Origin of the sequence: Pseudomonas fluorescens (assembly GCF_001648775.1) — a bacterium.
GTDB classification, from domain to species: domain Bacteria; phylum Pseudomonadota; class Gammaproteobacteria; order Pseudomonadales; family Pseudomonadaceae; genus Aquipseudomonas; species Aquipseudomonas fluorescens_M.
Genome location: NZ_LVEJ01000028.1, coordinates 154,262 through 169,482, shown reverse-complemented (window position 1 = coordinate 169,482; position 15,221 = coordinate 154,262). Strand labels below are relative to the sequence as shown.

Annotated in this window: 14 protein-coding genes; 9 read left to right on the top strand and 5 right to left on the bottom strand. The window is 50.8% G+C overall.

From position 1 onward, the window contains the following. Positions 1 to 2: 2 nt before the first annotated feature. The 5 genes from A8O26_RS24625 to A8O26_RS24605 are packed head-to-tail and all read right to left on the bottom strand — an operon-like array spanning position 3 to position 4,639. On the bottom strand, positions 3 to 1,103 hold the full coding sequence (locus tag A8O26_RS24625; protein ID WP_064120298.1) for a DegT/DnrJ/EryC1/StrS family aminotransferase: 1,101 nt from the start codon (positions 1,101 to 1,103) through the stop codon (positions 3 to 5). A gap of 10 nt (positions 1,104 to 1,113) precedes the next feature. After that, a complete protein-coding gene (locus tag A8O26_RS24620; protein WP_064120297.1) occupies positions 1,114 to 1,743 on the bottom strand; it encodes an acetyltransferase in 630 nt (209 codons plus the stop codon). Next, positions 1,733 to 3,052: an FkbM family methyltransferase gene (locus A8O26_RS24615; protein ID WP_064120296.1), complete on the bottom strand. Its 1,320-nt coding sequence runs from the start codon at positions 3,050 to 3,052 to the stop codon at positions 1,733 to 1,735. Before A8O26_RS24615 ends, A8O26_RS24620 begins: the two co-directional genes overlap by 11 nt. Positions 3,053 to 3,058: 6 nt before the next feature. After that, a complete protein-coding gene (locus tag A8O26_RS24610) occupies positions 3,059 to 3,802 on the bottom strand; it encodes an ABC transporter ATP-binding protein (protein ID WP_064120295.1) in 744 nt (247 codons plus the stop codon). A gap of 12 nt (positions 3,803 to 3,814) precedes the next feature. After that, positions 3,815 to 4,639 carry an ABC transporter permease gene (locus A8O26_RS24605; protein WP_253757015.1) on the bottom strand — a complete coding sequence of 275 codons (825 nt, stop codon included), beginning with the start codon at positions 4,637 to 4,639 and terminating at the stop codon, positions 3,815 to 3,817. Between the two features lie 482 nt (positions 4,640 to 5,121). On the opposite strand from A8O26_RS24605, the gene gmd reads away from it, so the two are divergent. From gmd to A8O26_RS29580, 9 genes are all read left to right on the top strand, one after another. Continuing rightward, positions 5,122 to 6,153, top strand: a complete 1,032-nt coding sequence (gene gmd / locus A8O26_RS24600; RefSeq protein WP_064120293.1) for a GDP-mannose 4,6-dehydratase — start codon at positions 5,122 to 5,124, stop codon at positions 6,151 to 6,153. Next, positions 6,153 to 7,049: a GDP-mannose 4,6-dehydratase gene (locus A8O26_RS24595; RefSeq protein WP_064120292.1), complete on the top strand. Its 897-nt coding sequence runs from the start codon at positions 6,153 to 6,155 to the stop codon at positions 7,047 to 7,049. Before gmd ends, A8O26_RS24595 begins: the two co-directional genes overlap by 1 nt. Further along, positions 7,050 to 8,195 carry a glycosyltransferase family 4 protein gene (locus tag A8O26_RS24590; protein ID WP_064120291.1) on the top strand — a complete coding sequence of 382 codons (1,146 nt, stop codon included), beginning with the start codon at positions 7,050 to 7,052 and terminating at the stop codon, positions 8,193 to 8,195. After that, the gene (locus A8O26_RS24585; protein WP_064120290.1) at positions 8,192 to 9,304 is read left to right on the top strand and encodes a glycosyltransferase family 4 protein; all 1,113 of its coding nucleotides are present in this window, start codon (positions 8,192 to 8,194) and stop codon (positions 9,302 to 9,304) included. Before A8O26_RS24590 ends, A8O26_RS24585 begins: the two co-directional genes overlap by 4 nt. 277 nt (positions 9,305 to 9,581) lie before the next feature. Beyond that, positions 9,582 to 10,322, top strand: a complete 741-nt coding sequence (locus A8O26_RS24580; RefSeq protein WP_064120289.1) for a metallophosphoesterase — start codon at positions 9,582 to 9,584, stop codon at positions 10,320 to 10,322. A 728-nt stretch (positions 10,323 to 11,050) separates the two neighbouring features. Next, complete coding sequence (locus A8O26_RS24575; RefSeq protein ID WP_064120288.1) at positions 11,051 to 12,577, top strand: hypothetical protein; 1,527 nt, start codon at positions 11,051 to 11,053, stop codon at positions 12,575 to 12,577. Positions 12,578 to 12,649: 72 nt separating this feature from the next. Next, the gene (locus A8O26_RS24570; protein WP_064120287.1) at positions 12,650 to 13,648 is read left to right on the top strand and encodes an NAD-dependent 4,6-dehydratase LegB; all 999 of its coding nucleotides are present in this window, start codon (positions 12,650 to 12,652) and stop codon (positions 13,646 to 13,648) included. A 7-nt stretch (positions 13,649 to 13,655) separates the two neighbouring features. Further along, positions 13,656 to 14,363: a sugar phosphate nucleotidyltransferase gene (locus A8O26_RS24565; RefSeq protein WP_064120286.1), complete on the top strand. Its 708-nt coding sequence runs from the start codon at positions 13,656 to 13,658 to the stop codon at positions 14,361 to 14,363. Beyond that, on the top strand, positions 14,305 to 15,219 hold the full coding sequence (locus A8O26_RS29580) for an NAD-dependent epimerase/dehydratase family protein (RefSeq protein WP_081265253.1): 915 nt from the start codon (positions 14,305 to 14,307) through the stop codon (positions 15,217 to 15,219). The genes A8O26_RS24565 and A8O26_RS29580 overlap by 59 nt, the downstream gene beginning before the upstream one ends. Positions 15,220 to 15,221 lie beyond the last annotated feature (2 nt).

The following is a 15,221-nucleotide window of genomic DNA, read 5'->3' as shown; positions in this document are numbered from 1 at the left end:
TTTTACAATAGAACCTTTTTCAAGCTATCCGCTATACGAAGAATGTCTTCTTGAGTCAAATCCTGGTGCGTTGGCAAGTTAATGCCGCGGCCGGACCAAAGATCTGCAATTGGGTAGATACCGTCTTCTTTGTAAGGCGGCAGTACATGCATCGGATAAAATACCGGCCTTGTTTCGATGCCCAGATCGTCCAGCATCTTCATCACGGTATCACGCTTGTTCTCGTCGCCGTCGCGCAAGAAAATGTTGTACATCCAGAAAACTTGCTTTGCCCAAGTAGCTTGGGTTGGAAGTACAATCTTGTCTTGCAAGTCTTGAAGGGCATCGTTGTACCAGGCTGCTAGACGGTTGCGCTCAGACAGTGCTGTATCGATGTTTTCCATTTGTGCCAAGCCAATGGCGGCTTGAATATTCGTCATCCGGTAGTTGTAACCGACGACAGGAAACCAATAGCGACGTTGTGGGTCCATTCCCTGGCCGCGCAATAGACGAAGCTTGGCAGCCAGCTCATCGTCATTGGTTGTGACCATTCCACCTTCACCGGTGGTGATGATCTTGTTGCCAAAGAAGCTGAAGGTGGCACAGGTGCCCAACGTGCCGACTTTCTTGCCTTTTACTTCGGCTCCGTGCGCTTCTGCCGCGTCCTCTACAACCCAGAGATTATGTTTGCGAGCGATGGCGTCAACCACGTCCATTTCAGCAGGATGACCATACAAATGAACAGGAATAATGCCCTTTGTTTTCTCGGTAATCTTGCTCTCGATTTCCTGCGGATCAATGTTCATGGTCTCGGCGCAGACGTCGACCAGGACCGGAATCGCGCCGCAGTAACGGACAGCGTTAGCAGTAGCGATATAGGTCACAGTTGGAATGATTACTTCATCCCCGGGCTGAAGATCCAGAGCTACCAATGCAAGGTGTAGTGCAGTCGTGCCATTGTTTGTTGCTATTGCATGTTTGACGTCGCAGAATTTGGCGAAACTTTCTTCAAATGCGCCGATGTACTTTCCGTTTGACGAGATCCAGTTGGTATCAAGGCAGTCGAGTACATACTTTCGTTCGTTTCCAGCCATTTTTGGTTGCGCTACAGAAATACGTTTCATGCTACATCCTTTAAATTTTATTTATAGCTTTGGCTGGAACACCAACGACCGTGGCTCTCGAGTCGATATTCGAGATTACCACGCTTCCTGCACCAATCATCACGAACTCACCCACGCGAATGGTAGGAATGATCTTGGTGCCGATACCCACAAATGACTCTTTGCCGATCTCTACATTGCCGGCAAGGGCAGATTGTGGGGCGATGTGAGCAGCGCGTCTGATTTGGCAGTCGTGGTCAACCGTAGCCCCGGTATTGATGATGCACAAGTCATCAATTGAGGCTTCCGCGTTTATCACGGCGCCAGCCATTACCGCCACACCTTTGCCTATCTTGGCAGACGGGGAAATGACGGCGTTTGGACTAAGTGCGTTGACCAACTCGAAACCCAGGTCGATGGCAGACTGGGCCAGGCGATTTCTCAGGGCATTTGAGCCGATGGCCACGAACACTTTCCTATAGCCTTCTTTTCCCAGTGTCGCGAGGTAATCATCGGACTTGAGCACTGGCACCCCCACGCAGGTGTCTGAGCTGTCTGTGGAGCCAATACAGAAAGCGACTACGTCGCCCTGTGCCCGTAGCAGCTCAATGCAAACTTTTGCATGGCCGCCAGCGCCTATTACCACGATTTCACTCTTCATGCTTTGTTTCCAATGTATCGGTATCGGCAGTCCCGCTCTTGGCAAAAAACAGGTTTACGGACTCCGCTGCCTTGAGCTTCTCAATGCTGTAGGTCTCAAGTTCGCCGGAAAGAGCATTGATGACCTGATAGTCGAAACCTAGTCTGGTAAATTTTTCGAGCCAGTCTGTAAGGGTATGACCAGATCGCTCCAGGTGGGAAAGGCCTAATTCTACGATCAGTTTGATTTGCGGATTATTCTCTATCACTCGACTGGCCCCCTCAAGGACGTCTAGCTCTGCACCTTCTGCATCAATCTTCAGTAGGTGTACCGCCTGGTCCGGCTCTATGATTTCATCCAGGGTAGTCAGGTTGACTTGTACGGGCGGGGGGGCTAAACCGGCAGGGGTATCCAGCTTAAACAGTGAATGGTGGCCACTTGTTGCTCCCAGATTGAGTAGCTGCGAGCCTGACTTGTTTGATACCGCCAGTTGGTGGATTTCAGCAATGTTTGAAAAACCATTGATCCACATCGTTTTGTCGATCAAAGCCTTCGTGGGGCCAAACGGTTCGAAACCTATTATTTTTCCGGAGCCTTTCATGACCTGAGCTGCGGCGAGTATGTGCATGCCGATATTGGCGCCAACGTCGATATAACCATCACCGGGCTTGAGTATGTTTTGGATGAGCCGGCGGGTGCCAGGTTCCAGTTCTCCAGCTTCGAGCAGGACCGCGATCAATGCATGATCACTTGCTGAGCACAGAACAAAGCCGACTTCGGTCCTGATCATCAGCTCATCGGAGCCACAGTTCACGGCGACGCGTCGGGCAGAAGCGTATGTGTAACTTTCAATTATTTTGATTTGCTGACGCTGTTCACTGAATGCGACTCGCTGAGCGCGTGTGAGTTGAGCTGTTTGTTTCGCAGTTATTTGTTGGGTCGATGCTATGGATTGTTGGGTCGATACTATGGACGCGACCTGCTGTTCCAGCGCTTCGAGTTTGGAGAGTAGAGCTTCGGTGGCTGCTTGCTGTCGCTGCGCGATATCGACGAACTTGTCATTAAGGCCTGCGAGGAAATAATGGCGAATACGGAAGACGATTGGCTTTATTAGCGGCCTTAGGCACCTGTAGGCGTGCTTTGCAATGAATCGCAGTGCTCGTTTGACGCTAGTTCTCAAGCTGGTGTGCTGGACATAGGTTTCTTCGGCGGGCAGTGGATCTGCAGGCAGGTGATCTTCAGGTAAAACATTAGCGGCGCTTTGCATCCGCTTGGAAGCGGATGAAAGCGCGGTGCCGACATGGATGTTTTCGCGTTTTATCGTCTTCATTAGTGCCTAAGCTCCAAAATACGCGGCGGTGACGGTTTCTGGATCGCCGTCCATTTTAATCTTGCCGTGTTCCAGCCATAGAACCCGATTACATGTGTGCATGACCAGTTCGCGGGAGTGGCTGGCAATGACCAGAATATTGGTCGACTTTACAAGCTCATTCATTCGTACTTCGGCTTTTTGCTTGAAGCCTTCATCGCCCACAGATAGCCATTCATCCATCAACAGGATTTCAGGTCTGACTGTGGTAGATACGGCAAAAGCCAGACGCAAATGCATCCCGGTAGAGTAAGTGCGCAATGGCATATCCACGAAGTCACCCAGTTCGGAGAACTCAATGATCTCATCGAGCTTATTTGCGATTTCAGCCTTGGTCATTCCAAGGAGGCCGCCACGCAGAAAGATGTTCTCCCTGCCGGTTGCCTCCGGATCGGTGCCCAGGGATATGTCGATTAGCGAACCGATTTCTCCGCTGATTCGGGCGGTGCCAGAGGAGGGTTCGTATACGCTGCTAAGCAAACGTAACAAGGTGCTCTTGCCTGCACCGTTATGCCCCAGCAGGCCGACACGATCACCTTTGTTGAACGTGAATGTCAGGTCTTCCAGGGCTCGGACGACTACACGACCTTGTTCGTCGGAGCCAAGTTGTCCGCCGGTTGCAACCTGAATTAGTCGCTTTTTCAAGGAGCGGCCGTTGGCGTTGTAGATTGGGAAATCCACGCAAACATTTTTGAATTCAATAGAGGACATTAGGATTTCTTCTTAGAGCCAGTAGGCGATTCGGCGCTTGTATCGGCCGTAGATCACGAGTGCGATGAGCCATCCGGCGGCCGCCATTCCAAGCGAAACCCACCAGTTGGTGTCGGTCGGCATCTGTCCGATAAGAGGGGAGCGCACGATGGAGATCAGGTGATAGGCCGGGTTCAGATCCAGTAGATAAAGACCAGCTCGTTGCGGCAGCAGGCTTGGCATCCACATGATTGGAGTGAGGTAGAAGACGACTTGCAGCAGACTGCCGATGATTTGTGGAAGATCACGATAACGTGCACACAAAACTGCCAGCAGCAACGAGATCCAGGCCAGATTCACGACTACGATGAGCATGCCCGGGATGCTGACTAGTGAAATCCAGGTCAGTGGCTTGCCGACGGCCAGCAGCACTAGCGGGAAGATCAGGATGTTGTGACCCAGAATCAATATATTCCGCCAGATCATGCGCAATATGTGGGTGAACATTGGAATCGGCAGTTGCTTGATGATCCCTTCTGCGGCAATGAACCCGGTGCATCCTTCATTTATGACGGTTGACATAAAGCCCCAGAGAATCATGCCGATCGCGAGGAAAGGCAGAAATTCCTGGATGGGCGAATTGAATATCTGACCGAAAACGACACCAATGGTGCCGATCATTACCCCCATGCTGATTGTTAGCCAGAACGGACCGAGCGCGGACCTTCTATAACGCTGACGAACGTCTTGCCAGCCAAGCATCCCTACCAAAGCGTATCGCCTTGTCGCAGCGATGATGTCGGACAGGGCGATACTTACTGAACCATTGCGCATTAAAGACACCAGATTATTGATCAAAAAAACACGCCATTTTAGGCTGGCGTCAGGGGAGTGTCACTCTTTCTGGTTTTTTTCTTTCAGACTTCAGTCGGTTGTTTGAATCGTTGTCTGAACCGCTCCCGATGTTGCTTTTCATGCCCCACGGTGACGTGTCATGGGCGCGCCTCCAGAGGGTGGGGCTGATGGCTTGTACATCCCAGGCTGGAAGGTATAAGGAAATGCTGACTTGTCGCGCCTGAGACTGCCTTTCCGGATGTTACGCAGCACTTAAACCACAGGATTGAATCGCTCAGTCAGGCGCTTTGGAGGGCAGGTCGAACAGTCGCTCGCGATGATGGCAAAAAACGCCTGTCAACTCATTGGTTACAGCTTGGGTATCGTCCTGACGGAGTGCATTCTGTATGATCTGCAAGATTTTGAGGCTCGGTTGGTCGGAGCCAAACGGCATATATATGCAAAAGGGCCTGTTTAGGCGCTCAAATGGAGTTTAGAGGATTCGCATGAAAGCTATCGTTACTGGCATCACTGGGCAAGACGGCGCCTACCTGGCGGAACTGTTGCTGGGCAAAGGTTATACGGTGTATGGCACCTACCGTCGGACCAGTTCTGTCAATTTCTGGCGTCTGGAAGAACTTGGCGTAAGCCAGCACCCTAACTTGCATTTGGTCGAGTACGACCTGACTGATCTGTCGGCCAGCATTCGCCTGCTTCAGACCACCGAAGCCACCGAGGTATACAACCTTGCGGCCCAAAGCTTTGTGGGTGTGTCGTTCGACCAGCCATTGACCACTGCGGAAATCACTGGTCTGGGCTGTGTAAATCTTCTGGAAGCGATCCGTATCGTCAATCCGAAAGTGCGCTTCTACCAGGCATCGACTTCCGAGATGTTCGGCAAGGTGCAGGCTATTCCACAAGTCGAGAGCACTCCGTTCTACCCTCGTAGCCCTTATGGTGTTGCCAAGCTGTATGCGCACTGGATGACGATCAACTACCGTGAGTCGTACGGTATCTTCGCCACCAGCGGTATCCTCTTCAACCACGAATCGCCACTGCGCGGTCGTGAGTTTGTGACCCGCAAAATCACCGACTCGGTCGCTAAGATCAAGCTCGGCCTGCTCGACAAAATCGAACTGGGCAATCTCGATGCCAAGCGCGATTGGGGTTTTGCCAAGGAATACGTCGAAGGCATGTGGCGCATGCTGCAGGCTGACGAGCCGGATACTTTTGTGTTGGCGACCAACCGTACCGAAACCGTGCGTGATTTTGTTTCGATGGCTTTCAAAGCTGTCGGCATCAACATTTCGTGGGCTGGCGTGGCGGAAGACGAGCAAGGCACGGACGCGGCAACGGGCAAAGTGCTGGTCACCATCAATCCAAAGTTCTACCGTCCGACCGAAGTCGAGCTGTTGATCGGTGATCCGGCCAAGGCCAAGGCTACGCTGGGTTGGGAGCCGAAAACCACATTGGAGGAGCTGTGCCGGATGATGGTCGAAGCAGACCTTCGTCGCAACGAACAAGGATTCTCGTTCTGATGAGTATTGCCGGTAAACGCGCGCTGATTACAGGTATTCAAGGTTTCACGGGTCGCTACATGGCCGCCGAGCTCGAAGCTAACGGCTATGAAGTGATCGGATTGGGTTCTCAGCCCTCCGATGAACCTGGTTATTACCAGGTCGATCTGGCCGACGGTGCGGCGCTTCGTGATTTGCTGGCAACTATTCAACCTGATGTGGTGGTTCACCTCGCCGCGTTGGCATTTGTGGGACACGGTGCTGCCGACGCGTTTTATCGGGTCAACCTGATAGGAACGCGTCATTTGCTGGAGGCGATCGCTGCCTGTGGCAAGCAGCTGGACTGTGTGTTGCTCGCCAGTAGTGCCAATGTTTATGGTAACGCCTCCGCCGGCTTGCTGAGCGAGTCGACACCGCCGGCACCTGCCAACGATTACGCTGTAAGCAAGCTGGCCATGGAGTACATGGCCAGCCTCTGGCATAACCGGTTGCCCATCGTTATCACTCGCCCGTTCAACTACACCGGTGTCGGCCAGGGTGACAATTTCCTGCTGCCGAAGATCGTTTCGCATTTCCGTCAGCGTGCTAAAAAGATCGAGCTCGGCAATCTCGATGTCTCTCGAGACTTCAGTGATGTCCGGGCCGTAGTCAAGGCTTATCGTGGCTTGATAGAAGCCCGGCCTTTGGGGCAGACAGTCAATGTCAGTTCGGGTAGCAGCCATACTCTTCGAGAAGTTATCGACATGTGCGCGGCTTATACCGGGCACCAAATCGAAGTCGAAGTGAATCCAGCGTTCGTCCGCGTCAATGAAGTGAAGATGTTGTGCGGTGACAATGCACGTCTGATCGAGTTGGTTAAGGGGTGGCAAACACCTCGGCTTGAAGAAACGCTGAGCTGGATGCTGTCGGAGCAATAAATGAAGCTGGTTTTATCTGTTGAGCCGATTAGATTTCCTCTGACTGGTATTGGCCGTTATACCTATGAGCTCGCGCTCAAACTTCAGCAGAGCACTGAAATTACAGACCTGCAGTTTTTTGCCGGTCGACGCTTTTTGCCTGAGTTGCCGACGGCCGCCAACGAATCCGGCAGTGGCTATGGTTTGAAGCGCGCAGTGCAGAAGAGCTTTCTCGCTGTGGAAGCCTATCGGCTGCTGATGCCTATGCTGCGCAAGGCTGCTTTGAAGGGACATGGCGATTTTCTGTACCACAGCCCCAATTACTATTTGCCGCCCTTTGCGGGGCGTAGCGTGGCGACGTTTCACGACCTTTCGCCTTTCACTTGGGCCCATTGCCATGCGCCGCAATTAGTTCGATATCTGCAAAAAGAACTGAAAACGACGCTGGTCAGGGCTGACGCGCTGATTACCGATTCGGAGTTTACTCGTCAGGAACTGGCTAATTACTTCTCTTGGCCCATCGAGCGGATCCACACTGTTCCGCTGGCTAGTTCGCCGGAATTTTACCCCAGGTCTCCCGATGAGCTCAGTACAACATTGGCCAGGCATGGCCTGGAGGCAAACGGTTACACCCTCTTCGTGGGCACCATCGAGCCGCGCAAGAACATCGAAACGCTGCTCGCTGCCTATAGCCGGCTCCCAATGGCAGTGCGCACGCGCTGGCCGCTCATTCTCACTGGCTACCATGGCTGGCGTAACGATGTCGTCCATCAAAAGCTTGAATGCGCGAGGCGCGAAGGCTGGGCCCACTACCTCGGGTTTGTACCGAGTGAGGATTTGCCTCTGCTTTTTGCGGGGGCGCGCCTGTTTGCCTTTCCATCACTCTATGAGGGCTTCGGCTTGCCGGTGCTCGAGGCCATGAGCTCCGGTGTGCCGGTGGTGTGCTCCAATAGTTCGTCGCTACCCGAGGTGGCTGGGGAGGCCGCACTGATGTGCGCGCCGATGGATGTCGATGAGCTGACCCGGCTGCTTGAGCGCGGCCTGACTGACGCGGCGTGGCGCGAGACCGCCGTTGCCAAAGGAATGCAGCACGCACAAGGTTTTTCCTGGGAGCGCTGCGCCCGGGAAACCCTGCAGGTCTATCGAAGGGTGCTCGACGGAAAATGATCAAGGTTCTGCATTTTTTCAAAACCTACTACCCGGAAACCATGGGGGGGATCGAGCAAGTCATTTTTCAGATCGCCCAAGGCGGTGCCGAACACGGTTTTTCCTCGCAGGTGCTCTATCTCAGTGAGCGCGGTGCTGCTCGAAACGAAGCGGTTGGCAATCATGTAACCCACCGCTCAAAACTGGATTTGCACGTGGCCTCGACAGGCTTCTCGCTGTCGGCATTCAAGGATTTTTCGCAGCTGGCGAAAGAGGCTGATGTGGTTCATTACCACTTCCCTTGGCCGTACATGGATCTTGTCCATTTTGCGACCCGTCACGGTAAGCCATCGGTCGTCAGCTATCATTCCGATATCGTGAAGCAGAAGACGCTGCTCAAGCTCTATCAGCCGTTGATGAACCGCTTTCTGTCTAGCGTGGATTGCATTGTTGCGTCCTCCCCTAACTACGCGCAGAGCAGCCCGGTGTTGAATAAATTCCGGGATAAGGTGGAGATCATTCCATATGGGCTGGACAGGGCGACATATCCTGTCGCATCTGCGGAAAGGCTTGCTTACTGGCGCAGTAAGGTCGGTGAGAAGTTTTTTCTTTTTGTGGGGGCGTTGCGTTACTACAAAGGGCTCGACTACTTGCTCGACGCGGCAAAAATCAACGGGCTACCTGTTGTGATTCTGGGCGGAGGGCATCAGGAGGCGGAACTCAGGGAGCAGGCGTTCCGGCTCGGGATTTCCAGCGTGCACTTTTTGGGTGGTTTGGGTGACGACGATAAGGCCGCACTGCTGACGCTGTGCCATGCGTTTGTGTTTCCATCGCACCTGCGCTCGGAATCGTTCGGCATCTCGCTGCTCGAGGCAGCCATGTATGGCAAACCGCTAATTTCCTGTGAGATCGGTTCGGGTACCACTTACATCAACATTGCTGGTGAAACCGGCTTGGTTGTTCCTCCGCGGGATGCTGTTGCTCTTTCCGCTGCGATGGTGCGGCTTTCGCAAGATTCAGTGCTTGCCGAGATCATGGGGCAGCGTGCATTGCAGCGATATGAGGACGTGTTTCGTGCGGACTCAATGGTGGCTGCCTACGCAACTATTTATAAAAAGTTGTTGCAATAAAAGCTTAAGCTGAGCTATCAAAAATTGGACCTCCACCATAGAAGTACCGAGAGAACGCATTCGTAAGGGTAGTAGTGTCGACCCAGCGACCCAGCAATTGACTCTTTTTAATGAGACTGAAACTATTGCTGAACCTGCGACGTTGCTCCAGCCTAGCATTGACTGCACTGAAGTTGGGGTCTCTTCCGTCTGCTCGCCTTTTCAATTGTATAAAAACAACGCTCCCACAAAATGATATGCTTTTCGATTGCCTGCAATCCTACCCCCAGTAATAGTCATGCACAAACCCACTCCTTCCCCCGCAGTTAAGTCATACGCCGCCAATAGCAATGGTCGTGATTTTATTGTGGGCGACATCCATGGCCACTTTAAGCTCCTAAGCTCACTTTTGAAACAAGTCAAGTTTAATGCAGCGCAAGATCGCATTTTCTCAGTAGGTGATCTTGTTGACCGTGGGCCAGATTCAGAGCAAGTAACTGCATGGCTGAAAGAGCCGTGGTTTCACGCAGTGCGCGGTAATCATGAACAAATGATCGTTGAGTGCATGTCGGGTTGCGGAGATATGGCAAGGCATACTCGAAATGGAGGCGCGTGGCTCTACGACCTGCCATCTATCGTTCAACTCGATATTTCTAGAGCATTACATGCCCTCCCAATCATGATTGAGTTAGATTTATCGAATGGTCAGAAAATCGGAATTGTACATGCCGAAGCACCACTTCTTCTAAAGACCGATGGCTGGGAAGAAGCTAAAGTCTCTATAGCCTGCGAGCTTGGTGAGGAGGCCCAGCAGCAGGCTCTTAAACTGGCTCTGTATTCGCGAGCAAAAATTGATCACCAAGATCACTCCCTAATAAAAGGACTAGATAAACTTTACGTCGGTCATTCAACGGTGTCCAACGTAATGAGCTTGGGGAATGTAGTATACATCGATACCGGCTGCTCTTTTGCAGATGGGGCATTAAGCTTGATAGAGTTAAACAGCGGTATTGTTAGTACGGTAATTATGAGTGAATAGCCGACCATGCAAATGGTGGTGTTCCTGAAAACTGTGATCGACGGAGTCATTCGGTCGCTAGATATTTAGATCAAGTTCTACATTGTGTGCACTGGCTTTTGGTTTGCTTGCTGGGGGGAAGCCGTCATTGTTTATTGTACCCCTGACGCTCTCGGTATCAGCCATACTCGTCGCGAATGGGCTCGATGACAGTGCACGCAAGATATCGCGGTCATTCTGGCAGTATACATCATGGTCTCCAAACCAAAAAACGGCTTGGCGGGTACGTTTTTGCAGTTGGAGCTGGGCGCGCATGACTGCGCTAGCCAGGTTGTTCATTCCTTATCCGCGCGAGCTGTCCATGCATCCCCATCCCATATCCTGCTTCCGCGCTAAACCTAAGGCAGGAGTCGTATGCGATAAATCTGCACGTACGGATCTCCGCAGCGGTGGCAGGCATTCCCATTTCTAGTGCTACCAAAGAAGCGCGGTTTTGAAGACTGTCATCGTGAGCAGTATGCTCAGCGATGCTGGTCATCCAGCCTTTGCATTGAGCCTTAGGACCGCCTGATTTCAGTCGAAAAGTGGGCGGCTTGGGTGTTCGTCATAGCGAAAAGCATCAATGTGGATAATGCGACCCGAGCTGATAAAAAATGTGACATCACCTCCTCTGTAGATTAGAGTAACGCGCGCCACGTAATTACGAGCCAGCATGTCCCTTGAGTGGCTTGATTTTAAAAGGAATTCGAATGATCAATGTTTCAGCTAGCCCGGAAAAATTGATCCCGGTGCCATCGCCATTGAGTGTTGTGAGCAAGCGTAGGCTGATAATTCTTGAGTCTTTTACAGTCTTAACTCTGATGGCTTTGACTTTCTGGTCAGTAGGGCCGTTGCTTGAGGAGTGGGACTTGTTTCGTGCGTTTAATGAGCACGGTTTGGCTTACATCCAAACATTCGCCCCATCAATTCCAATGCGTCCGTTGCATTTAACTGCATATGCATTGCAATGGTTTCTTGGCGCTGGCCAGCCTGTTGGGGTAGCGCTTGGTACTGGTTTGTTGATGATAATACGTTACTTAGTCGCTAGATGGGCCGTGACGCCATTGTTGTTTGGGTATGATCGCTGGGTAGTAGCTGTTTTGGCGGCAACACTTGTGTTCTGGCCAGGAGTTTGGTTGGGGCGTTATGGTTCTGCACAATTTTCGGCCATATTGTTTTTTGTTGCTCTTGGATTTTCGATTCGACTATATCAGCGTTGGTCCACTATATGGGCAATAGGCTGCGCCGTTAGTGTTGCACTGATGTTGGCCATGTATCAGGGGTTGACGTTGTGTTTGGCGGCTATACCGTTTGCTTCGCTCGTGTGGGGTAGAATCAGTGATGCAAAAATTGCGGGTTCGTTTTCAAAGTTCAATAATACTATCCGTATCTGTTTCGCCGTTGGGGCAGGGTTTGTGCTGTATGGCACATACTGGCTTGTCGTGTCCAAAATGGTTGGTGATACAGGGTACGAGGGAGCTCTAGTTGCCGATAGTGCTAGGCTATTTACTGCGGCTGGGCTATGGGCGCATATTGAAGCGGCGTATAAGACGGCTTACGGGCAAGAGCCGCAGTTGCTTCCGCTTTTGCTAATGATGGCTTTTGTGCTGTGCAAGGGGTCGCTAGAGAAACTTGAAACACCGAGTTCTCGGATATATGCAGCCGGGCTGGTATGTTTTCTTGTGGGTTTGCTGCCCATCTTATCAATGATTTATGTCAGTGTTTTGCATATCGGCGATGTGGATCGAGTTCTCTTCCCTGTGTCTGCGGGTTTTGTCCTGGTATGTATTTCGCTCTTGGCACACTTTGGAAAAGACAACTCAAGCAATCTTGCATTGTTCAATGCCTCGGTTGTGGTTGTTGCTGTGCTGACTTCGAGTGTTTTAGTCGCTTATGGAACTCGGCACTATGTCCAACTTCAACGAAGTGTCATAGATCAAACATGGTCTGCCGTCGAGAAAGGTAATTGGACGTCAGTTATGATCCGCGACACCACGGGAACATTAGGAGATGTTTACACGTTTCTGGGGCCAACCTTAGGCGAAGCGAGTACTGTTCTAGGGCGAAACCTGACCGCAAGTATCTGTACTCCTTTATCAGTTGATCGTCTCCATCCTGTCGCCCACAGATTCCCTATTCCAACTACTCCTCGCTGCGAAGAACTGCCCGTGACGCCTGACTCAACGCTCGTCCTGACCGCAAGAAGGATTAATGGCGTGCTAATGGTCGGGCCATGACTGCATATTGTAGTTCACTACAATATCGTCAGCTTGTTTAGTTAATAACTCATTTTTTAGGCGGTGAATCAATTGAATCTTGTAGGTAAAAAAGTACTCGTCACCGGTGCCGATGGTTTTATCGGCAGTCACCTCGTTGAAGCATTGCTTGCTCATGGATGTGATGTACGTTCGTTTGTTTACTACAATTCATTTAATAGCTGGGGCTGGTTAGATTCCTTGCCGCTTGACGTAGTTAAAGGTCTTGATGTCTTTGCAGGAGACATCCGCGATCCTCATGGTGTTGAGCTAGCTATGCAGGGATGTGATGTGGTATTCCACCTCGCGGCACTCATCGCCATTCCTTTTTCCTACCACTCACCTGACTCATACGTTGACACCAATATCAAAGGTACGCTCAACGTCTTACAGGCCGCGAAAAAGCTGAATGTCGAACGTGTACTGGTGACATCGACGTCCGAGGTTTACGGCACAGCGCAGTATGCTCCTATCGATGAAAAACATCCCTTCCAAGGCCAGTCACCCTACAGTGCGACAAAGATTGGAGCGGATCGACTCGCAGAGTCATTCTATCGGTCCTTTCAAACTCCTGTCACAATTGTTCGTCCATTCAATACTTACGGTCCACGACAGTCCGCCCGAGCAGTTATTCCAACAATCATCACTCAGCTCTTGCTGGGAGCGACAGAGCTTAAGTTAGGAAGTTTGGCGCCGACGCGGGATTTTAACTACGTAAAAGATACGGTTCAGGGGTTTATTGCGCTGGCGAGTTCTGATGAAGCAGTAGGGCAGGAGGTCAATATTGCCACTAACTCAGAAGTTTCTGTTGGTGATATTGCTAAAGTTTTAATTGATGAATTAAATCCGAACGTCAAGATTGTGACGGAAGACGACCGACTGCGTCCTGATGCATCCGAAGTGTTTAGGCTAATTGGTGACAATACACTTATTAAGTCCTTGACTGGCTGGACACCTGAGTACGACTTGCGCCACGGATTGCAAGATACTATTCAGTGGTTTAAGCATCCTGAAAATCTGGCTCGCTATAAAGCCTGGCTATATAACATTTGAGGTGTGTATGAGAGCGATTATACTTGCAGGTGGTAAAGGCACTCGTCTTCGTCCCTATACAACCTTGATTCCAAAACCACTTGTTCCATTGGGTGGGAAGTACTCGATTCTAGAAATCATTATTTTGCAATTGCGCAAAGGTGGTTTTACACACATTACATTGGCTGTGAACCATTTATCACATCTAATCATGGCTTATTTCGGTGACGGCTCCAGGTTTGGTCTGAAAATCGATTATTCCATTGAGGAGACAGAGTTAAGCACAATTGGTCCGCTTACTCTTATCCCTGATCTGCCAGAAAATTTTTTGGTTATGAATGGTGATATTTTATCTGACTTGAACTATCGGAATTTTCTCGACTCGCATGTTCAGAATGGTAGCAAAGTTTCGGTTTCGGCCTATCGTCGCAATGTGAAAGTTGATTTCGGCGTACTCAAATATGATGAAGCTGGCAGTCTGACTGCATTTGTGGAAAAACCTGTTTACGATTTTGATGTGAGTATGGGGATCTACTGTATTCACAAGTCGGTGATCGACTCGCTGTCCAAGGGCGAGCCTTATGGATTTGATCATCTAATGATTGATGGGCTTGCAGCGGGTAAGCCAGCAACCATTTGTCCATTTTCTGGATATTGGCTCGATATTGGCCGCCCTGATGATTATCAGTACGCTGATGAAAATTTTGAAGAATTGTCGGCCAAGTTGGGGCTTTGAACGGATGTCAACTGTATTGGTTACCGGTGGTGATGGAACGCTTGGGAAGTCGGTAACGGCGGGTCTGCGTTCATGTGGATATGATGTTGTATGTGGCACTCGACGTGCTTCACCGAACGAAACACATTGTTACTTGGACGTTACGGACCCTGTCAATGTATCAGCGGTCATTCATTCGGTTAAACCTTCCGCGATTATCCATTTGGCGGCCACCTTTGTAGGTGACTACGACGTAGCATTTGCAACAAATGTTCTTGGGGCAAAAAATATCCTTTCTGCGGTGAAGGAGTCAGGCCAGCCAACACGCGTAGTATTGGCTGGCTCGGCGGCTGAATATGGATTGGTCTCCCCCGAAGAAAACCCTGTTCGGGAAAGCCATATACTTCGTCCGGTATCAATCTATGGACTGACCAAATCTTGGCAAACGAACTATGGACTCATGTGTTCCTATCAGGGGATGGATGTTTTAATTGCCAGAATTTTTAATCTTGATGGAGTTGGGCTCTCAGATCGGCTCTTTGTCGGTCGCATCAGTCAGCAAATCCAAGAGGTAGTTTCAGGTATGCGACAGCGCATCGAAGTCGGTTCGCTGGATGCGGTACGGGATTATATTTCCATTACTGATGCTGCACTTCATCTGATAAAAATTACCGAGCGGGGGCGTTCGGGAGAGATATATCATGTTGCAAGTGGACAGCCGATCAAGATGCGTGACTTCCTCATGCAGCGACTGAGTACGGTAGGATTGGACTTCAGTATTGTTGACGAGGGTGCCGCTCTTAATGTTCGTGCCGGCTATGATGTTCCAGTGATTTACGCTGACATCAGCCGAACCGTTGCACTTCTGGACGAGTAAAA

Coding starts and splice junctions, on each gene's coding strand:
- A8O26_RS24615 (WP_064120296.1), bottom strand. CDS start 3,052: ATGAAGACGATAAAACGCGAAAACATCCATGTCGGCACCGCGCTTTCA.
- A8O26_RS24610 (WP_064120295.1), bottom strand. CDS start 3,802: ATGTCCTCTATTGAATTCAAAAATGTTTGCGTGGATTTCCCAATCTAC.
- A8O26_RS24585 (WP_064120290.1), top strand. CDS start 8,192: ATGATCAAGGTTCTGCATTTTTTCAAAACCTACTACCCGGAAACCATG.
- A8O26_RS24575 (WP_064120288.1), top strand. CDS start 11,051: ATGATCAATGTTTCAGCTAGCCCGGAAAAATTGATCCCGGTGCCATCG.
- gmd (WP_064120293.1), top strand. CDS start 5,122: ATGAAAGCTATCGTTACTGGCATCACTGGGCAAGACGGCGCCTACCTG.
- A8O26_RS24590 (WP_064120291.1), top strand. CDS start 7,050: ATGAAGCTGGTTTTATCTGTTGAGCCGATTAGATTTCCTCTGACTGGT.
- A8O26_RS24625 (WP_064120298.1), bottom strand. CDS start 1,103: ATGAAACGTATTTCTGTAGCGCAACCAAAAATGGCTGGAAACGAACGA.
- A8O26_RS29580 (WP_081265253.1), top strand. CDS start 14,305: ATGATTATCAGTACGCTGATGAAAATTTTGAAGAATTGTCGGCCAAGT.
- A8O26_RS24580 (WP_064120289.1), top strand. CDS start 9,582: ATGCACAAACCCACTCCTTCCCCCGCAGTTAAGTCATACGCCGCCAAT.
- A8O26_RS24595 (WP_064120292.1), top strand. CDS start 6,153: ATGAGTATTGCCGGTAAACGCGCGCTGATTACAGGTATTCAAGGTTTC.
- A8O26_RS24620 (WP_064120297.1), bottom strand. CDS start 1,743: ATGAAGAGTGAAATCGTGGTAATAGGCGCTGGCGGCCATGCAAAAGTT.
- A8O26_RS24565 (WP_064120286.1), top strand. CDS start 13,656: ATGAGAGCGATTATACTTGCAGGTGGTAAAGGCACTCGTCTTCGTCCC.